This is a genomic window from Burkholderia sp. SRS-W-2-2016, from assembly GCF_001931485.1.
In the GTDB taxonomy this organism is placed as follows: domain Bacteria; phylum Pseudomonadota; class Gammaproteobacteria; order Burkholderiales; family Burkholderiaceae; genus Paraburkholderia.
The window spans coordinates 56,716-76,617 of the sequence record NZ_MSDV01000056.1; the positions used below are offsets into that span (position 1 = coordinate 56,716).

Below are 19,902 nucleotides of genomic sequence, written 5' to 3' on the forward strand. Positions count from 1 at the left end.
CCCGTGATAGTCCGGCTGAACGGATCAAACTCTGCCACTCCTGCTCCCCTGAAAAAAGACCAGTGATAAAGCGTCGGCGGCAAAGCCCGTTACCGGACCATTCTCATGAAGACCAGCAACGCCCGTTCGTTCGGTTCAAGCTAAGCCTTGGCGCGCGACACATCGTCAACAATCTCGCCATCGCAGCGAAACACGGTATGGCGAGTGGGGCGCGCAGTGCAAGCGGACTATTCCTGGACCTGCCTGCGATGCCGCGATTTTTGAGGGGTTGTAGTGAGTGTCGCGAGCCGGAAAGCACGGCCGAGATTTGCGCAGAAATGCTCGAATCGGGTGGTGGAGATTTAGCGCAAATGCGCTATGGACGCCCTTGACCGGGCTAAACGGAGGGATTTCCTGGAGGGATGTGGCGCATCGCATCGCCGTGCGATGTCGCTGAGTCTTTCGGGAATCAAGGTCCCGAAAGTACTTGTTAAAAATGATGAACTAAGTTGCTCGCAATCGACGAATGGATCAACGAGCAGGGGCCTCCTCCAGTGAACACGCGTAGAGGAGGGGATCTGGCAAACCCGCGCAGACAGTCGGGAATATGGGTCTATCAGGAACGCCGGGTAGTGATCTACCCGGCATGACGGGCTCGCTCATGCTTATCGAGATAAAACCCGACCCACTACCGCAGCCCCCCATCCACCGCCCCAATCACCAACCCAAAAAACTCATTCGCCGCCGCCGGATCGAGCCAACGCACGACCACCGTCATCCGCCGCTGCGGCTCGATCCAGGTAAACGAACTCCCCGCGCCGATCCCGAAATAACTCGACTCCGGCACATTGGGAAACACCTTGCGCTCCGTATTGAGCCACACGAGATACCCATAAAACGGCGCGATCCCGCACGGCGTGCGCATCCGCGCAATCCACTCGGACGACAACACCCGCCGCCCATTCGCGACACCATCGTTCAACAGCATCTGCGCGACCTTCAACTGATCGTGCGCGCTCACCGACATCCCGCCGCCCCAATGCGTACCGCCCGGCACCGACTGCATCCGCTGTCCGTCGATCTCGACCCACGCGTTGTCATAACCGACCCATTGCCAGTGTTCACTGGCGCCGCAAGGCCGCATGATCGCTTCGCGAAACACCTCGGGCAGCGGCCGGCGAAACAGATGGAGCAGCGCAAGCGCCAGCTGATTAATGCGTACGTCGTTGTATTCCCAGTACGTGCCCGGCGTTTGCGCGGGCCGCGGATCGCCTTTCCTTCCATTAGGCGGCGCGGCGAAATTGACCGCGCGATAGTGGTCCGCCTGATCCGACAGCCCGAAATAAGTACCGCGCCACTCGCTGGTCTGCTGCAGCAGATGCGCCCACGTAATCGGCGCATTGTGTTCGTCGTCGAAACCGATACCCGGCACTCTTACGCGCACCGGTTCATCGACGTCGGGGAGAAGCCCGCGATCGTGCGCGACGCCGGCGAGTAGCGCGAGGTACATCTTCGCGACGCTGAAGGTCAGATCGGCGCGATCGGGTTCGCCCCAACTCGTCAGCACACGGCCATCGACGGCGATCGTGCCGGACACCGGCCCGCGATCGTGCACCGGGCCGAGCAGTTTGTTCCACGGCGGCGGGTCGTTCACGTGCACGCCCCACGCGCCATTCACATGGCGATCCCACGACGATTCATGAGCCACCGCGAAGTCCACCGCGGGTTGCAAACGGTCTTGCATGGATAAGTCCTGTTGTTCTGTCGATTCAATCAAAGTCATATCGCCTTAACGCGCATGCAGGCGCAGTCGAGCCCACGTCACCGAGAAAATGCTTAGTACTGCGGCGATCATCAGATACAGGCCCGGCGCGAGATTGTTGCCGGTCGCCGCGATCAGCGCGGCGATCGCGACCGGCGTGAAGCCGCCGAAGATCGTGGTGCCGATGTTGTAGCCGAACGCCATGCCGGTCGTGCGCGTGCGGGTCGGGAACATCTCGGACATCAACGCGGGCAGCGGCGCGAAGTAGGTGGCTTTGAGCAGTGCGACCCACGCGACCGCGGCGAGCAGCGTGCCGAGCGACGGGTGCGCGTTCATCAGCACGAACGCCGGATAAACGGTCGCGAAGAACAGCACGGCGGTGCACAGCATGATCCGCACGCGGCCGATCTTGTCCGACAGATGGCCGATGAACGGCGTCAGCAGCATCATGATCAGCCCGGCCAGCAGCGTCGCGATGAAACCCGACGACGGCGCGAGCCCGAGTTGCCGCGCCGCGTAAGTCGGCATGTAGAGCAGCATGTAGTTCGCGGTGGTGGTCAGGATCAGCGCGCCGATCGACACGAGCACGCGCTCTTTCTGCGTGGCGAGCAGCTCGCGCACCGGCGCCTCGGATTTTTCCGCGCGCTCGAATTCCGGCGATTCATCGATGCGGCGGCGAATGTACAGACCGATCGGGCCGATCAGTAGACCGAACAGAAACGGAATGCGCCAGCCCCAGCTTTCCAGTTGTTCGGTGGACAGCGTAGTGGTCAGCACCGCGCCGAACAGCGACGCGAGCAGGGTGCTCGCGCCCTGGCTGGAGAACTGCCAGCTCGCCATGAAGCCTTTGCGCTGCGGCGCGTGCTCGATCAGAAACGCGGTCGAGCTGCCGAATTCGCCGCCGGCCGAGAAGCCCTGCAACAGCCGCGACGCGAATACGCCGATCGGTGCCAGCACGCCGATCGCGGCATACGGCGGCATCAGCGCGATCATCGCGGTGCCGAGCGTCATCAGCGCGATCGACAGCGTCAACGATGCTTTGCGGCCCTTGCGGTCGCTGAACGAGCCGAGCGCGAGCGCGCCGACCGGCCGCGCCAGATACGATAGCGCGAAGGTGCCGAGCGTGAGCAGCAGCGACACGGTGCGGTCGTGGACCGGGAAGAACGTGCGCGACAGCACCGCCGCGAAGTAGCCGTACACGACCAGATCGTAGAACTCGAGCGCATTGCCGATCGACGTCGCGAGGATCAGCCGTGAGACGCCCGCTTGCGATGCCGGCTCCTCTATCGTGTCGGCCGTGGTGGCGGAATTGATGCGCATGACGAAGTCCTCTGGCGGCGTGTGGGGGCGCGCCGTCGGTGTCTCGTCCGCGGCGCAGGATTCGAAGCCTGTGTCGCGATCTTGAGGTGGCCGATATTTCCCGACAATTACAATATTTGGCAGATGGCTTTGCCGAAATGGCAAAGCGCAGCGGCCGTGCTCAACACGGCCCATCGATTGCGGAGACGAAAAAAAACGCCCCACGTGGGGGCGTTTTTCCTCAAACCACGAGGACAGAAGACGCAAGCGCCCCCCATCCCCGGCCATCCATTTAGAACTTGTGACGCATGCCAAGGCGGAACGCGAGCTGGTTGTCCGACGTACCCGACGTGCCGAAGTAGCTCGAGCTCGAACCGATCTGCGCTTGCAGCGGCGTGCCGCCGTTGTTGCCCGACGCGATCTGGTAGATGCCCAGCACGTACACGTCGGTACGCTTGGACAGCGCGTAAGCGGCGCTCAGGTCCACCTGGTTCCAGTGACCCGTGTTCGCGTTGCTCAGGTGCATGTACGTGTAGCCCGCGCCTGCCGTGATGGCCGGCGTGATCGCGTACTTCGCGCCTGCTTCGTACGCTGCGAACGTCGTCGAGTTGCCGGTCGTCGCTTCGAGGCGCGTGTTGGTGTACAACGCCCACAGCGTTGCCGGGCCGATCGCGTAGCGAGCGCCGACGCCGAACGAGCGCAGGTCGCGCACGGTGCCGGTCACGACGTTCGAGACCGTCGTCGACATGGCCGGGGTAGCCTGAGCCGGGTAGCTGATGTCGGTGTAAGCCGCGCCGATGCCGAACGGACCGTTCGCGTAGTTCAGGCCGAAGCTGTATGCGCGCGACGAGCCAGCGGTCGTGCCGACTGCCGGTGCGCCGGCGAATGCGCCTGCCTGGTTCGAGAAGCCGTACATGCCGCCGAACGTCAGGCCCGAGAAGTTCGCGCTGGTGAACTTGGCCGAGTTGTTGATACGGCTCGACGTCAGCTGGTCGATGTCGTTGATGTGGTAAGCGTAGTTACCCGCGACGGTCTGGCCGCCGGTCGAGTAGTTCGAGCCGAGGAAGTCGGTCGAGAACGTGTACTGGCGACCGAACGTCAGCGAGCCGATGTTGTTCTGCGACAGACCCACGAATGCCTGACGGCCGAACATCGCGCCGCCCTGGCCGGCAGCGCCCGTGCCGCTGCTGAAGCCGTTTTCCAACACGAACAGTGCCTTCAGGCCACCGCCCAGGTCTTCCGTGCCGCGCAGGCCCCAACGGCTACCTTGCGCAACGCCGTCGTCGTACTTGAAGAGGTGGTCGCTGCCGCTCGCCGTCTTCGAGTTGTTCACATAGCTGATACCGGCGTCGATCAGGCCGTACAGCGTGACGCTGCTTTGTGCGTGAGCAGCGCTGGCGAACAGGGCAAACGTAGCGGCGGTCAGGATTTTCTTGTTCAAAACATTCTCCGGTTAAAAAATTGGCGATCGCGACGCGGTGCTCTGCGGCAAAGTCACGCGATGGGCGGCAATTTAAGGGAACGCTGAGTACCGTGTGTGACAGTTAGAATTTTTTTCTTATCTGTCGTGCAGACGCGACACTTCGCTGGCGACGGTGGCCAATCTTGCGCAAGACCGCACTGTCATAAGCTTTTCGCACGCGGAAATAAGCGGCTATTCGCGCGTCGGAACAAGCGCGAGCGGCTGTCAAGCCAGATTTGACCTATGTTGCGGGGAGCTTTTTGGAGTAGCTGGGCGAGACGTCGCCGAAGGGCTGAACTGAAACGGAGCGAAAGCGCGGGGCGGAAGGGCAGATGCGGGGGGCGGCAAGAGGGCCGGCAAGAGCGCCGGCCCGGAAAGTCACTATCAGTTGCTCAGCAACGAACCGCTACGAAACGCCTTCGCGCCGGCAATCCGCGCGAACTCGAGGCCGGCCGTCGCGAAGCGCGCGAGGTGCCGTGCGTACAGCACGCCGGCCACGCTGCTCTTGATCGTGATGACGCGGTCCGTCAGCGGATCGACGATGTCGGCGATTTCGCGGCCCACGTCCACCCATGAACCGACATCGCAGCGATACACGAGCACGCCGCTGATCGGCGCGACCAGCGGCTCGGTGCCCGCGAGCGGGGTCGCCGCGAATTCGAGCGGCGGCAGCGGCGCCGCCTCGCCGTCGATCACGCCGCGCGAGGTCAGGTACTCGATGATCCCTTGCGCGTCCTGTTCCGCGTATTCATACGACACGTCGCGCTGGCCGCGCAGTTCGATCGTCACCGAGATGCCGCCGTTCGGAATCGGGAAGCGCTCGCCGAAGCGGCCGCGCAGATCGGACCAGCAGAAGCTGTGGATTTCGTCGAACGGATTGCCGACCGAGTTCAGCGCGAGCAGCGATGCCTTCGCATCCAGATAGCGCGCGAGCGGTTCGACCTCGGGCCACAGATCCGGATTCGTGTACAGGTGCATCGCGGCTTCCCAGTCGCAGTGCAGATCGAGCACGACGTCGGCGTCGTACGAGAGTTTTTGCAGCGCGAGGCGTTGCGACGCGAGTTCGGTGGTCGGCTGCTGCGCGTCGAGCGCTTCGCGCATCGCCGCGCGGATCGCGCCGCGGTTCGCGTCGATGTCGTCGGTCAGGCGCGCTTCGATCACCGGCAGCACCAGCGCCGCGAGGTCGTGGAAATTACGGTTGAAGTTCTGCGCGCTGCCGGTTTCGAAGCGGCCGAGCATCTGGCCGAGCAGGTGCTGATTGAGACCGATCGGATTGGGCACCGGTACGACCACCACTTCGCCGCGCAGCTTGCCGGCGGCTTCGAGCGCGGCGAGCTTGCGGCGCAGCGCCCACGACACCAGCATGCCGGGCAGTTCGTCCGCATGCAGCGACGACTGGATGTAAATCTTCTGTCCGCCGCCGGGACCGTAGTGGAAACTCGTCAGGTTGCGTTCGGTGCCAAGCGACGGGGCAATCAGCGGATGGGTCAGGGTTTGCATGATATTGGCTTCGCGGCTCGCCTGGGCGAGCGGCGCTATCTGGTTGATTGCAAGGGGAAAGGTGCGTGTCGCCGCGGGCGGGAAAGCGGGCTGGCGGCGCGCGGCGCAGGTGTCTCGTAGCCTTCGCGTGTCGCACGATCTTAGCCGATCTGCGCGCCCAAACAAAACGGGCTCCGCAACGCGGAGCCCGTTTCAGGCCTGCAGCCGGCGTGCGCTACCGCACGCGTGGCGGGAGTTAGCCGCCGTACACGTCGAAGTCGAAGTACTTCTGTTCGATCTTCTTGTAGGTGCCGTCCTTGATCATGTCGGCGATCGCCTTGTCGACCTTCGCCTTCAGATCGGTGTCTTCCTTGCGCATGCCGATGCCCGCGCCGTTGCCGAGGATCTTCGCGTCGACGAGGTCCTTGCCGGCGAAGTCGAAGCCCGCGCCGCGCGGCGTCTTCAGGAAGCCCTGTTCAGCCTGCACCGCGTCTTGCAGCGCCGCGTCCAGACGGCCCGAGATCAGGTCCGCGTAGACCTGGTCCTGGTTCTGGTACGGCACGACCTTGGCGCCCTTCGGCTCCCAGTAGGTCTTCGCGTAGGTTTCCTGGATCGTGCCCTGTTCGACGCCGATCGTCTTGCCCTTCAGCGATTCCGGAGTCGGCAGCAGGCCCGAACCCTTCTTCGCGACGAGGCGCGTCGGCGTGTTGAACAGCTTCGACGAGAACGCGACCTGTTCCGCGCGTTGCGGGGTCATCGACATCGACGACAGCACGCCGTCGAACTTCTTCGCCTTCAGCGCCGGGATCATGCCGTCGAAGTCGTTTTCGACCCACACGCACTTCGCGCCGACGCGCTTGCAGATTTCATTGCCGAGGTCGATATCGAAGCCAACGAGCTTGCCGTCCGCGCCTTTCGACTCGAACGGGGGATAGCTCGCGTCGACGCCGAAACGGATCGTCGTCCAATCTTTAGCGTGTGCGCCGATCGCGACGGTGGCAAGCAGGGCAACCGTCAAAGCCGCTAGCAGTTTTTTCACTGTTTTTACTCCTCGGTGTAGTTCAATTGCGCCCTCGGCATTTCGCGCCGCCGGGGGCTCCCCGGCGCGACTCGCGACGGGTTTTGGGGTCAGCTGCAAGCCGGGTCGGCCTGCAACGCGCGCAAAGCTTATCAGTTCAAAAATATTGGGATGTTAGGAAAACACCGGATGGCGTAGGAGAGGTGCTTCTAACGCCGCGGGCCGTCGCGCGGCGCCGTTATCGGGGTGCGGGCCGGCGCTCGTTTCGACGTAACCGGATTGTAATCGGCGAGTGCCGGTAAAGCTTTCGCGGTAGTCGTTACTATCACTGATTTACAACGGCTTTTTGCCGGATTACAGCGCATGCTGTTTGAAAACCGCGGCGGACGAATTAAAGATTACGCATAAATTGCCGTTATTTAACGGCAGCGGCCGACCCGTCGTCCGATGCATTACCAGCTGTTACCAACAGCGGATATTTTTGCGCTGTCGTTTCGAGTTCGAGGGTAAAAACGCGGGCTTTGGCGCTATCATCGGTGCTCCCCGCGTTTGCCGCCGGGCGCCGCCCGCGCGGCCCGGCCTGTACCGGTTTGCCAGCCCGAACCCGAGTGCGTCGCGCTTTTACGTTCGCTCAAAAGGCCTTCTGCTCAACGGTGTTAACCATGCACACGATGTCGACAGCGGATGAAACAAGCTGTTGTAAACAGCCTTTTAAGCGAGCAATGGCGGGCGCGGCTGTGCCGGTGCGCGCCGCTTTATCGACGCATCGCGTTTCACGCGGATTTTTCGCCGTCATTACCGCTTCGATAAGCGCGGTTTTTCGGGCCGCCGCCGCAATGACGCTTTCATCCGCGCTTTTGTCTGTTCTGAGCGGTGCATTGTTATGCGCGGGTTTGAGCGCGGCGCGCCCCGCGTTCGCCGCCGGCAACGTGCTGCGCGTGCTCGCGTGGCCCGGCTATGCGGACCCCGACGTGGTGAAGAATTTCGAGGCGCGCTACGACGCGAAAGTCGAAGTCACGCTGGTCGATTCGGACGAGGCGTTGTGGGCGCAGATGCACGGCAAGGACCGCGCGCCGTTCGACGTGCTCGCCGCCAATACCGCCGAAATTCGCCGCTATACCGACGCGCATCTGCTCGCGCCGCTCGATCTCGCCAGTCTGCCCAATACCGCCAAACAGTTGCCGCGCTTTCAGGCGCTCGGCTCGATCGACGGTTTGACGACGGCGGGCAGGGTGTACGGGATTCCGTTCACGTATTCGTCGATGGGCCTGATCTACGATCGCCAGCAGATCCCGGTGGCGCCTCACTCGATGCGCGAATTGTGGAACCCGCGTTATCGCGGCAAGGTGCTCGACTTCAACAGCGCGCAGCACAACTTCTCGTTTACCGCGCTCGCGCTCGGCTATCCGCATCCGTTCCAGCTCGACGCCGCGCAGATGCGCTCGATCGCGCACAAGCTGGTCGAGTTGCGCCGCAATCTGCTGACCTATTACACGTTGCCGGAAGAGGCGACCGCGTTCTTCATCCAGCACAAGGTCGCGTTGATGTTCGGCAACTACGGCACCCAGCAGGTGCAGTTGCTGCGCCGCGCGGGCGCGGACGTCGGCTACGTGATCCCCGACGAAGGCGCGCTCGCGTGGCTCGACTGCTGGGCGGTCACGCGCGCGGCGAGCAATCCGCCGCTCGCGCTCGCGTGGATCAACTACATGCTGGAGCCGGACGTGAGCGGGCTGCTCACGCAGCGCCAGGGACTCGCGAATACGCTCGCCGATTCCGCCGGCAACAGCGCGAACGCGCACATCGTGTGGATCGGTCCGGTCGAAGACATCCAGCGGCGCGAGCAGTTGTGGACGCGCATCGTGTCGGGCGACCGCTCGGAGCGCTTCTGATGTTCCGCCACGGCCTGACCTTCAAGCTGTCGGTGCTGTTCGCGTTTATCGGCGTGCTGGCGTCGGGCGCGACCGGCTACTACGCGTATCACGCGAACCGCACGATGCTGGTCAACGAAGCGGAGCGGAGCCTGCTCACATCGACCGAGTTGCTCGGCCAGCGCATCTCGGTGTCGATCGACGATGTCGCCGCCGATGCGCTCGTGCTCGCCACGATGCCGTCGTCGGTGGAAGTCGCGCAGACCGACGACGGGATCGGCTCGAACGCGGGGCGCGAGCGTCTCGCGCAGGTGTATTCGAGCTTCATGCTGCATCACCCGGAATATCTGCAGGTGCGGCTGATCACGCGGCAGCACTACGGGCTCGAGCTGATCCGTTTCGATCGCGATCGCGACGGCATCGTGCGCGTCGCAGGCAACGATCTGCAGGAAAAAGCCCAGTTCTCCTATGTGTTCGAGACGCTCGCGTTTTCGCCGGGCCGCATCTACACGTCGCCGATCGGCGTCAATCACGAATACAGCACGCACGCCGCGCAGGGCAGGCCGACGCTGCGGATCGGCACGCCGATCGCGGACGCGCGCGGCAGCGTGGTCGGCGTGGTCGTGATCGACATCGATCTGGCCGGCATGCTGCGGCGCCTGCAAAGCGATCTGCCGAGCGACTACCAGGTCTATCTCGCCAACGAGTGGGGCGACTTCCTCGTGCATCCGGATGCGTCGCAAACTTTTGGCTTCGATCGCGGCCGGCGCGTGCTGATGCAGGAGAGCTTCCCGGTCACGAGGCCGCTGTTCGAGCAGAAGCAGACCGCGATGCTGGTCAACGGGCTGACCCGGCCGCGCCAGGCGGGCGGCCACGTGCTGGCGTTCGTGCGCCGGCCGTTCGGCGGCTCGGAGGGCAACCGCTTCATCGTGCTCGGGCTCGCCAAGCCGCTCGAAGACGTGCTGTCCGGCGCGCATCAGCTCGGCACCCGCATCATCCGCATGGTGCTGGTGTTCAGCGCGTTGTCGGTGCTGCTGGCGATCCTGTTCGCGCGGGCGCTGACCAAGCCGCTGCATCAGCTCGCGTATGCGGCCACCCATCTGTTCGCCGCGCACGCGATGCATACGCTACCGCTCAAGCGCACCGACGAAATCGGCGTGCTCGCGCGCTGCTTCGAGCGCTTGCGCGGCGAGATTCGCGCGCAGATGGATGCGCTGCGCAGCAAGCAGAGCGACCTCGAATATCTGGCGACGCACGACGTATTGACCGGTTTGCCGAACCGCATGCTGTTCATGCGCAAGCTCGAAAGCGCGATCGACGACGCGCGGCGCCGTCGCGAAGAACTCGCGGTGCTGTTCGTCGACCTCGACCGCTTCAAGCAGATCAACGACCAGTTCGGCCACTCGGTCGGCGACAAGGTGCTGGTCGCGGTCGCGCGCCGCTTGCAGGACGTGCTGGATGCCGGCGACGTGGTCGCGCGGCTCGGCGGCGACGAATTCATCGTGCTGATCGAAGGCGCGCGCGCGGCGCAGGTCATGCCGGCGATCGCCACGCGTATCATGGATGCGCTCAACGAAACGCTGACGCTCGACGGCAACAGCATGACGGTCGGCGCGAGCATCGGCATCAGCGAATTCCCGCACGACAGCGGCAATGCCGAAGAACTGCTGCTGAACGCGGACGCGGCGATGTACGCGGCGAAATCGGGCGGGCGCTGCGCGTATCTGCGCTACCAGGATCTGCTCGCCGCGCGTCTGCGCGAGCAGGCCGAAGCCGCCGAGGCCGCCGCGCGAGCCGGTGTCGCCGAGGTGCGCGCTGCGACCGACGCGGCGGACGCGGCAGATGCGGCGGACGCCGCGGACGCGGACGAGGGCCGCGAGGCCGAGCCGACCGCGTGACCCGGTGCTTAATGTGCCTCGCGCCGCGCGAGTAGCGAGTAGCGAGTAGCGAGTAGCGAGTCCCGCAACGACGCAAATCACAAGGAGGTGAGCCAGCAATGGCAGGACGTTTGATCTACGTGATGGGGCCATCGGGCGCGGGCAAGGACGCGCTGCTTTCATTCGCGCGCGGGCGTCTGGCCGGCGAGCCGATCCTGTTCGCGCATCGCTATATCACGCGGCCGAGCGGCAACGGCGAAGCGCATGTCGCGCTGAGCGTCGAGGAGTTCGCCGCGCGCTCGGTGCTCGGCCTGTTCGCGCTCGAATGGTCGAGCCATACGCTGCGTTACGGGATCGGCATCGAACTCGACGGCTGGCTCGCGCGCGGCTGCACGGTGGTCGTCAACGGTTCGCGGCAATATCTGCCGCATGCGCTCGCGCGTTATCCGCGAACGGAAGTGGTGCATGTGAACGCCGCGCCGCATATCCGCGAAGCGCGGCTCGGCGCGCGCGCCCGCGAATCGGCGGAGCAGGTCGCCGCGCGGCTCGCGCGGCAGGCGCCGTTCGCGTTGCCCGCCGGCGTGCGCTGCACGTCGATCGATAATTCCGGCGCGCTCGAAGAAGCGGGCCACGCGTTGATCGCGGCCCTCAAGGAGCCGCTGAGCGTTTAACGCGTCACGCCACGCGCTGGCGGGCTCGCGGGCTCGCATAACGCGCGCGTCTACTGCACCGCGCCGATCCTCTCGCGCGTCACCTGCCGCAAACACGCGACGAACTGCTGCACGGCCGGCGTCGGCAGCAGATTGCGTCGCGAGATGATGCTCAGATCGTAGTTCGGCAGTGCGTCCTCGATCTGCGCGACGCGGATCCCGAGCGGCGCGACCATCTGCGCGAGCGGCCGCGTGAAGCAACTGATCACGTCGGTCTGCGACACCAGCCCGAGCGTCACCGCGAACGACGACGGCGCGCGCAGCAGCCGCTTCGGCACCGGCAGACCATGCGCGCTGAACATCGCCATCATCACGCTGTGCGGAAAATGATCGGCGCCCACCGTGACGATCCACTCGGCGTCGAGCAGCTCGGACAGCCGCGTGACGTGCGCGAGCGGATGGCCGGCGCGCATCGTCACGACGAATTGCGTCGAATACAGCGGCACCTGCACGAGATCGGGGTCGAGCGCCTGCACGTGATGGATCGCCGCGAGATCGAGCGCGCCGTTGCGCAGCCGCGCGAGCGCATCGGGCACCGTCACTTCTTCCAGATGCAGACTCACCAGCGGCATCCGCTCGCGAAAGCTCGACACCGCGTGCGGCAGCACCGTCAGCGCGAGCGACGGCATCGTGCCGACGCTGACCTTGCCGGCCATCTCTCCCTTCACCTGCTCGACCGCTTCGACCGTGCGCCGCATGTCGCCGAGCAATTGCTCGGCGCGCGGCAGCAGCGCGAGTCCGCACGCGGTCAGCTCGATGCCGCGCACGCTGCGCACCATCAGCTCGGCATTGAGCGCGCTTTCCAGCTCGCGGATCGTATGGGTGACGGCCGGCTGCGTGACGCCGAGTTCACGCGCGGCGGCGCGCAGGCTGCGGTGATGCGCGGCGGCGACGAAGGCCTGCAACTGCTGCAGCTTCATGAGGGTATTCCCCGAGATAAGGACTGTTAATCAGGGTGAAAAAAATAGCATCTTATTCGAACCAGATCGCGTGGCTATAGTGCTGGGCTACCTTGCACGCTTTCTGTTACCGCTATCCGCCTGGCCGCGAGGCCGCTTTTCAGCGTCACGTTGCGCCCGGCCTGCGAACTCACTGGAGCCGTCCCCGATGAAAGAAGCCCCGCGTTTGACCGAAGTGTCCGATCTGGAACCCGCCGCCGCGAGCCTGCGCGAGATTCGCCATCACATCCATCACCATCCCGAACTCGCGTACGAGGAAGTGCGGACCGCCGCGCTGGTCGCGGAAAAGCTCGAGCAGTGGGGCTGGCAGGTCACGCGCGGGGTCGGCAAGACCGGCGTGGTCGGCACGCTGAAAGCGGGCGACGGCAAGCGCAGCATCGGCATTCGCGCGGACATGGACGCGCTGCCGATCATCGAGGAGACCGGGCTGCCGTATGCGAGCGGCACGCACGGCAAGATGCACGCATGCGGCCACGACGGCCACACGACGATCCTGCTCGGCGCCGCGCAACGGCTCGCGGCGACGCGTAACTTCTCCGGCACCGTGCATCTGTATTTCCAGCCGGCCGAGGAAAGCGGGATCGACAGCGGCGCGCTGAAGATGATCGAAGACGGGCTGTTCGAGCGCTTCCCGTGCGACGCGGTGTTCGGCCTGCACAACCATCCGGGCGCGGAGCCGGGCACGCTGCTGTTCCGCAAGGGGCCGTTCATGTCGGCCGGCGACAAGGCGATCATCTCGATCGAAGGCGTCGGCGGTCATGCGGCGCGGCCGCAACTGACCGTCGATCCGGTCGTGATCGCCGCGAGCATCGTGATGGCGTTGCAGACGATCGTCGCGCGCAATGTCGATCCGTCGCAGCCGGCGGTGGTGACGGTCGGCTCGATGCACGCGGGTACCGCGAACAACGTGATTGCCAGCAGCGCGCGGCTCGAACTGAGCGTGCGTTCGTTCAGCCCCGAAGTGCGCGCGCTGCTGAAAAAGCGCATCACCGAGCTGGCGGAAAGCCAGGCGCAGAGTTATGGCGGCAAGGCGCGGGTCGAGTACATCGAAGGCTATCCGGTCGTCATTAATACGGACGCCGAAACGGATTTCGCGGTGCAGGTCGCGCGCGAACTGGTCGGTGACGACAAGGTGGTCGAGCAGACCGCCATCCTGATGGGCAGCGAGGACTTCGCGTTCATGCTGCAAAAGCGGCCGGGTACGTTCCTGCGCATCGGCAACGGTGTCGGCGAGGACGGCTGCATGGTGCACAACCCGCATTACGACTTCAACGATCACAGCCTGCCGATCGGCGCGGCGTTCTGGGCGCGGCTGGTCGAGCGTTATCTGCCGCAATAACCGCAGGGCCGGCGCCCCGGCGCCGGCCGGCATCACGATGGAGTCGACCACGCGATGAATACCACCACCGACGCAAGCCACGCCGCCGGCGCCGCGCGCATCTCCCATCGCGGTGCGATTGCCGCGGCGGTGATCGGCAACTGGCTCGAGTTCTTCGACTTCACGGTCTACGGCTTTTTCGCCGTGATTATCGGCAGGCTGTTCTTTCCGTCGGCGGACCCGACTACCTCGTTGCTGCTGTCGGTCGCGACGTTCGCCGCGGGCTTCATCACGCGGCCGCTCGGCAGCGTGATGCTCGGCGTGTACGCGGACCGCAAGGGCCGCAAGGCCGCGTTGAACGTGACGATCATGCTGATGGCGGCGAGCACCGGCCTGATCGCGATCATGCCGACCTATGCGCAAATCGGTCTCGCGGCGCCGCTGTTGATCGTGCTCGCGCGGCTCGTGCAGGGCTTCTCGCAGGGCGGTGAATTCGGCGCGGCGACTTCGGCGCTGCTCGAACAGGGCGGCGGTTCGCGGCGCGGTTTTCGCGCGAGCTGGCAACTGGCGACGCAAGGCGGCGCGGCGCTGATGGGCGCGGGTATCGCGGCACTGCTGGCGGCGGTGTTGTCGAAGGAAGCGCTCGAAAGCTGGGGCTGGCGCGTGCCGTTTCTGATTGGGGTGGGCATTGCGCCGGTCGGCATTTTCCTGCGCCGCCGTCTCGCCGACGATCCGGTCGGCGCGCATTCTCATCACGGGATCGAACGCGGGGTGCTGCACGAACTGTTCAGCAAGCATCTGCGCACGCTGCTGCTGATTACGCTCGCGGTGATGGGCGGCACCGTGTCGACCTACATCCTGACCTTCTACATGCCGACCTACGCGATCCACACGCTCGGCATGCCGATGTCGCTGTCGATGCTGGTCGGCGTCGCGTCCGGCTGCGTGGTGCTGGTGATGTGCCCGGTGTTCGGGTTGCTGTCGGACCGCATTCGCAGCCGCAAGCTGCCGATCCTGATCGGCCGCGGCGTGCTGGTGCTGCTGCTGTTTCCGGCCTTCATGCTGATGGCGCGCTTTCCGCGGCTGTCGGTGATCATGCCGCTGACGTCGCTGATGCTGGTGTTCTACTCGATGGGTTCGGCGTCGGAATTCGCGCTGATGTGCGAGTCGTTTCCGCGCCGCGTGCGCGCGACCGGGATTTCGATCGCCTATGCGCTGTCGGTGTGCGTGTTCGGCGGCACCGCGCAACTGGTCGCGACATGGCTGGTGCGCGTCACCGGCAGCAAGCTCGCGCCGGCCGGCTATGTGGCCGCGTGCGTGGTGGTGTCGCTGATCGCGGTGTCGATGTTGAAAGAGACCGCGGACCAGCCGCTCGATTGATCAGCCGCGCCGCGCGACCATCTCCGAGACGGTTTGCGCGGCCTCCTGCAGCGGCTCCAGAAACGCCTTCACCATCTGCTTGGCCGAATTGCGCTGCGCATTGCCGCTGATGTTCAGCGCGGCGATCACGCGCCCCTGGCGGTTGCGGATCGGCGCGGACAGCGAGATCAAGCCGCCTTCGAGTTCCTGATCGACGATCGCCCAGCCCTGGCGGCGCACCTGCGCGATCAGCTTCTTCAGCTCTTCCTTGTCGGTCACGGTGCGCGGCGTGTGCGCGTAGAGCGGCGACGAGTTCAGCGTCGCGTCGAGCGTGTCGTCGTCGAGCGAGGCGAGCAGCACGCGGCCCATCGACGTGCAGTACGCGGGCAACCGGCTGCCGATCGACAGGTTGATCGTCATGATCTTGTGGGTCGGCACGCGCAGCACGTAGACGATCTCGGTGCGATCGAGCACGGCCGCCGAGCAGCTTTCGTGCACCTGCGCGGACAGGTTCTCCATCACCGGTTCCGCGAGATTCCAGAACGGCATCGAGGTCAGATACGCGAAGCCCAGATCGAGAATCTTCGGCGTCAGCCGGAACAGCCGTCCTTCCGCTTCCACATAGCCGAGCGTCTGCAGCGTCAGCAGGATCCGCCGCGCGCCGGCGCGGGTCAGGCCGGTCGCGGCGGCGACATCGGTGAGCGTCTGTTCGGGACGGCTCGCATCGAACGCGCGGATCACCGCGAGACCGCGCGCGAACGACTGCACGTACGAGTCGCCCGGCTCCGGCTTCTCCGGAGCCGGTTCGGCGTTGGCGGGCACGACGGAAGACGACGGCAGGGCTTTGCTCATGGACCTTGGTAAATGGGTTCGAGATAAGTCGGTTCGAGAAGTGCGCGTGGCGATGCACGCGGTGCGCGCCCGGCTACGGCGCGCTGAGGCAGGTTGTGACGCAAAGGCGAGACGATAGCTTAAGCCTTCCGTTTCGCCAAATAACGCGAAACCTGCTCAAAAATCCCAGGGTTTGCGTGAATGCGGCACGCAGCGCGAAATTTGTATGATGACCCGACAACCTGCCGCATCTTACCGCCCCCACCGAAGCGATAGTGCATGTTCGAGAAAATTCCCGCGCGGGCGCTGAGCGACACCGTCGCGCAGCAACTGCTCAAGCAGATCGATAAGGGTGCGTTCGCGCGCGGCGGCAAGCTGCCGACCGAGACGGTGCTCGCGCAGCAGTTCGGCGTGAGCCGCACGGTGATTCGCGAGGCGCTGTCGCGGCTGAAGAACGAAGGCGTGGTCGAGCCGCGCCAGGGCAGCGGCGTGTTCATCGCCGCGCACGGCGCGATCCGGCCGCTGCGGATCGATTACGCGGAGGCGATCGAGCCGGGTTCGGTCGTGCAGATTCTGGCGCTGCGGCGCGCGATCGAGGCCGAAGTGGCAGCCGAGGCGGCGATGCGGCGCAGCGCGGCCGATCTCGTATCGATCGACGCGGCGCTCGCGCGGATCGATACGGCGGTCGCGGACGGCGACGATGGCGTCGCCGCGGATGTCGCGTTTCATCGCGCGATTGCGGCCGCGACCGGCAATCCATATTTCCTGAAGACACTGAGCTTCCTTAATCAGTACCTCGAAGCAGGTACGCTCGTCACGCGCCGCAACGAGGCGCTGCGCGAGGATTTTTCACGCCAGGTGCGCGACGAGCATGCGGCGATCGCGGCGGCGATTCGCGCGAGCGATCCGGCGGCGGCGCGCGAGGCCGCGCAGACGCATCTGTATAACGCGGCGCGGCGGCTGGCGGAGGCGGGGATCGGGTAGGCACATCATTCGAGCGAGGACACGCATGTCGAGAAATGTCGGTGTGATTGGGTTGGGAGCGATGGGGCTGGGTGTCGCGCGTTCGCTGTTGCGCGCGGGCTTCAAGGTCCACGCGTGCGATTTGCGCGGCGACGTGTTGCAGGGTTTCGTCGCCGAAGGCGGGACCGGTTGCAGCACGCCGGCCGAGCTTGGCGCGCAATGCGCGGTCGTGGTCACGCTGGTCGTGAACGCCGTGCAAACCGAAGCGGTGCTGTTCGGCGAGCACGGTGCGGTCGTGGCGATGCAGCCGGGCGGCGTGGTGATTGCGAGCGCGACGGTCGCGCCGGAATTCGCGGTCGAACTCGGCAGGCGCGTCGAGGCGGCCGGCTTGCAGATGCTCGACGCGCCGGTGTCGGGCGGCGCCGCACGCGCCGCGTCCGGCGAAATGACGATGATGACCTCGGGACCGGCGGCCGCCTACGCCGCCTGCGAAGACGTGCTCGCCGCGATCGCCGGCAAGGTCTACCGGCTCGGCGCCGCGCACGGCGCGGGCTCGAAGGTGAAGATCATCAACCAGCTGCTGGCCGGCGTGCATATCGCCGCGTCGGCCGAGGCGATGGCGCTCGGTTTGCGCGAAGGCGTCGATCCCGCCGCGCTGTATGAAGTGATCACGCACAGCGCCGGCAATTCGTGGATGTTCGAGAACCGCGTGCCGCACATTCTCGCGGGCGATTACACGCCGCTGTCCGCGGTCGATATCTTCGTCAAGGATCTCGGCCTCGTGCTCGACACCGCGCGGCGCACGAAATTTCCGCTGCCGCTGTCGGCGGCCGCGCATCAGATGTTCATGATGGCGTCGAGCGCGGGGCATGGCGGCGAAGACGATTCGGCGGTCGTGAAGATTTTTCCCGGCATCGATTTGCCGGGTCGGCACTAGGCGAGGGCGCTTGCAATGACGGCTGATTCGAAACCCGCGCAACGCGCACTGCTCGGCTGCATCGCCGACGATTTCACCGGCGCGACCGATCTCGCCAACATGCTGGTGCGCGGCGGTATGCGCACGGTGCAGACGATCGGCGTGCCCGAGTCGAACGAAGCGCTCGATGCCGATGCGCTGGTGGTCGCGCTGAAGTCGCGCACGATCGACGCCGCCGATGCGGTCGCACAATCGCTCGCCGCGCTCGACTGGCTGCGCGCACAAGGCTGCCGGCAGTTCTTTTTCAAGTACTGCTCGACATTCGATTCGACCGATGCGGGCAATATCGGGCCGGTCGCCGATGCGTTGCTGAATGCGTTGGCGGCTGATGGTGCTAGCGGTGCCGATGGTGCCAATGGTGCCGACGACGCTCAGCGCGCGTCGTTCACGATCGCATGCCCCGCGTTTCCCGAGAACGGCCGCACGATCTTTCGCGGCCATCTGTTCGTCGGCGACACACTGCTCAACGAATCGGGGATGGAGAACCATCCGCTCACCCCGATGCGCGATGCGAACCTCGTGCGGGTGCTGCAACGACAGACGCAATCGAAGGTCGGGCTGCTGCGTTACGACACGATCGCGCAAGGCGATGCGGCCGTGCGTGCCGGCATCGATGCATTGCGCGCCGATGGCGTGCGTATCGCGATCGCCGATGCGGTGTCCGACGCCGACCTGCATACGCTCGGCGCGGCTTGCGCGGAGCTGGCGTTGATCACCGGCGGCTCCGGCGTCGCGCTCGGTTTGCCGGCCAATTTCCGCCGCGCGGGTCTGCTCGGCGAACAGGCCGACGCAGCGCAGTTGCCGCGTGTAGAAGGTTTGTCGGCGGTGCTGGCGGGCAGCGCGTCGAAAGCGACCAACGCGCAGGTTGCCGAGTGGCGCGCGAGCCGGCCCGCGTTCCGCATCGATCCGCTCGCGGCGGCGCGCGGCGAGGACGTGGTCGCGCAGGCGCTCGCGTTCGCGCAGCAGCATCTGGATCGCGCGGAGCCGGTATTGATCTACGCGACCGCCTCGCCCGACGAAGTGAAGGCGGTGCAGCGCGAACTCGGCGTCAACGAGGCGGGGCATCTGGTCGAGACGACGCTGGCGTCGATTGCGCGCGGCTTGCGCGAGCGCGGCGTGCGCAAGTTCGTCGTCGCGGGCGGCGAGACATCGGGCGCGGTCGTGCAGGCGCTCGACGTGCGCACGCTGCGCATCGGCGCGCAGATCGATCCGGGTGTGCCGGCGACCGCGACCACCGGCGCGGAGCCGCTCGCGCTCGCGCTGAAGTCCGGCAACTTCGGTACGACTGATTTCTTCGCGAAGGCGCTGCGCCATCTCGACGGAGCCGCGCAATGACCGGCGCGCCCGCACTCCATACGTCGGATGAAGCGCGCGTGCGCGACGAAATCTGCACGGTCGGCGCGAGCCTCTATCAGCGCGGCTATACGGTCGGCACGGCCGGCAACATCAGCGCGCGACTCGACGACGGCTGGCTGATCACGCCGACCGATGCGTGTCTCGGCCGCCTCGATCCCGCTGAGATCGCGAAGGTCGGTTTCGACGGCCAGCCGGTCTCGGGCGGCAAGCCGTCGAAAACGCTCGCGCTGCATCGCGGGATCTATGCGCGCAATCGCGACGCGCGCGGTGTCGTCCATACCCATTCGACGCATCTGGTCGCGCTGACGCTCGCGGGCGTATGGAGCGACGCCGACGTGCTGCCGCCGCTGACGCCGTACTACGTGATGAAAGTGGGGCACGTTCCGCTGATTCGTTATCGCAAGCCGGGCGATCCGCAAGTCGCGGAGCAGATCGCCGCGCTCGCCGACAGCGTGCGCGCGGTGCTGCTCGAACGGCTGGGGCCGGTGGTGTGGGAGCGCTCGGTCGCGCATGCGTCGTATGCGCTCGAAGAACTGGAAGAGACCGCGCGTTTGTGGCTGATGACGAACCCGCGGCCCGCGCCGCTCGACGCCGCCGCAATCGATGAACTGCGCGGCGCGTTCGGCGCGCGCTGGTAGTGGCGGCCAGCCGCGCCGCACAGCACTAATTGGATAAAGGAGTTGCCG

The 19,902-nt window shown here is 65.5% G+C and carries 16 protein-coding genes; 9 read left to right on the forward strand and 7 right to left on the reverse strand.

Going from position 1 to position 19,902, the window contains the following annotated elements; translation table 11 throughout:
* Positions 1-667: 667 nt before the first annotated feature.
* From BTH42_RS24350 to BTH42_RS24370, 5 genes are all read right to left on the reverse strand, one after another.
* Positions 668-1,723 carry a serine hydrolase gene (locus tag BTH42_RS24350; protein ID WP_075303725.1) on the reverse strand — a complete coding sequence of 352 codons (1,056 nt, stop codon included), beginning with the start codon at positions 1,721-1,723 and terminating at the stop codon, positions 668-670.
* A gap of 45 nt (positions 1,724-1,768) precedes the next feature.
* Positions 1,769-3,061 (reverse strand): MFS transporter, encoded by a 1,293-nt coding sequence (locus BTH42_RS24355; protein ID WP_075303726.1) that lies wholly within the window; start codon positions 3,059-3,061, stop codon positions 1,769-1,771.
* Positions 3,062-3,332: 271 nt separating this feature from the next.
* Complete coding sequence (locus tag BTH42_RS24360; protein ID WP_075303727.1) at positions 3,333-4,481, reverse strand: porin; 1,149 nt, start codon at positions 4,479-4,481, stop codon at positions 3,333-3,335.
* Positions 4,482-4,886: 405 nt separating this feature from the next.
* Positions 4,887-6,002, reverse strand: coding sequence for a succinylglutamate desuccinylase/aspartoacylase family protein (locus tag BTH42_RS24365; RefSeq protein WP_075303728.1), 1,116 nt, complete (start codon positions 6,000-6,002; stop codon positions 4,887-4,889).
* 235 nt (positions 6,003-6,237) lie between these two features.
* Positions 6,238-7,020, reverse strand: a complete 783-nt coding sequence (locus BTH42_RS24370; protein WP_075303729.1) for an ABC transporter substrate-binding protein — start codon at positions 7,018-7,020, stop codon at positions 6,238-6,240.
* 641 nt (positions 7,021-7,661) lie between these two features.
* On the opposite strand from BTH42_RS24370, the gene BTH42_RS24375 reads away from it, so the two are divergent.
* The 3 genes from BTH42_RS24375 to phnN all read left to right on the forward strand — a co-directional run bounded on the left by BTH42_RS24375 (position 7,662) and on the right by phnN (position 11,415).
* A complete protein-coding gene (locus BTH42_RS24375; RefSeq protein ID WP_372237283.1) occupies positions 7,662-8,888 on the forward strand; it encodes a PotD/PotF family extracellular solute-binding protein in 1,227 nt (408 codons plus the stop codon).
* Positions 8,888-10,765, forward strand: coding sequence for a diguanylate cyclase domain-containing protein (locus BTH42_RS24380; protein WP_075303730.1), 1,878 nt, complete (start codon positions 8,888-8,890; stop codon positions 10,763-10,765). Before BTH42_RS24375 ends, BTH42_RS24380 begins: the two co-directional genes overlap by 1 nt.
* Positions 10,766-10,863: 98 nt before the next feature.
* Complete coding sequence (gene phnN / locus BTH42_RS24385; RefSeq protein WP_075303731.1) at positions 10,864-11,415, forward strand: phosphonate metabolism protein/1,5-bisphosphokinase (PRPP-forming) PhnN; 552 nt, start codon at positions 10,864-10,866, stop codon at positions 11,413-11,415.
* A gap of 50 nt (positions 11,416-11,465) precedes the next feature.
* On the opposite strand, the gene BTH42_RS24390 is transcribed toward phnN, so the two are convergent.
* Positions 11,466-12,374 (reverse strand): LysR family transcriptional regulator, encoded by a 909-nt coding sequence (locus BTH42_RS24390; protein WP_075303732.1) that lies wholly within the window; start codon positions 12,372-12,374, stop codon positions 11,466-11,468.
* A gap of 187 nt (positions 12,375-12,561) precedes the next feature.
* Between BTH42_RS24390 and BTH42_RS24395 the strand changes: the two genes are divergently transcribed.
* Together BTH42_RS24395 and BTH42_RS24400 are read left to right on the forward strand one after the other, a co-directional pair.
* Positions 12,562-13,752: a M20 aminoacylase family protein gene (locus tag BTH42_RS24395; RefSeq protein WP_075303733.1), complete on the forward strand. Its 1,191-nt coding sequence runs from the start codon at positions 12,562-12,564 to the stop codon at positions 13,750-13,752.
* Between the two features lie 54 nt (positions 13,753-13,806).
* Positions 13,807-15,111: an MFS transporter gene (locus tag BTH42_RS24400; protein ID WP_075303734.1), complete on the forward strand. Its 1,305-nt coding sequence runs from the start codon at positions 13,807-13,809 to the stop codon at positions 15,109-15,111.
* Here the strand turns inward: BTH42_RS24400 and BTH42_RS24405 are convergent, their stop codons facing one another.
* Positions 15,112-15,942 carry an IclR family transcriptional regulator gene (locus BTH42_RS24405; RefSeq protein WP_075303735.1) on the reverse strand — a complete coding sequence of 277 codons (831 nt, stop codon included), beginning with the start codon at positions 15,940-15,942 and terminating at the stop codon, positions 15,112-15,114. It lies immediately after the preceding gene.
* A 258-nt stretch (positions 15,943-16,200) separates the two neighbouring features.
* On the opposite strand from BTH42_RS24405, the gene BTH42_RS24410 reads away from it, so the two are divergent.
* The 4 genes from BTH42_RS24410 to BTH42_RS24425 are packed head-to-tail and all read left to right on the forward strand — an operon-like array spanning position 16,201 to position 19,854.
* A complete protein-coding gene (locus BTH42_RS24410; RefSeq protein ID WP_075303736.1) occupies positions 16,201-16,905 on the forward strand; it encodes a FadR/GntR family transcriptional regulator in 705 nt (234 codons plus the stop codon).
* 25 nt (positions 16,906-16,930) lie between these two features.
* On the forward strand, positions 16,931-17,821 hold the full coding sequence (ltnD, locus tag BTH42_RS24415) for an L-threonate dehydrogenase (RefSeq protein WP_083654893.1): 891 nt from the start codon (positions 16,931-16,933) through the stop codon (positions 17,819-17,821).
* Between the two features lie 15 nt (positions 17,822-17,836).
* Entirely contained in the window at positions 17,837-19,195 is a 1,359-nt protein-coding gene (gene otnK / locus BTH42_RS24420) for a 3-oxo-tetronate kinase (protein ID WP_075303737.1), read from the forward strand.
* On the forward strand, positions 19,192-19,854 hold the full coding sequence (locus tag BTH42_RS24425) for an aldolase (RefSeq protein WP_075303738.1): 663 nt from the start codon (positions 19,192-19,194) through the stop codon (positions 19,852-19,854). The genes otnK and BTH42_RS24425 overlap by 4 nt, the downstream gene beginning before the upstream one ends.
* Positions 19,855-19,902: the final 48 nt, after the last annotated feature.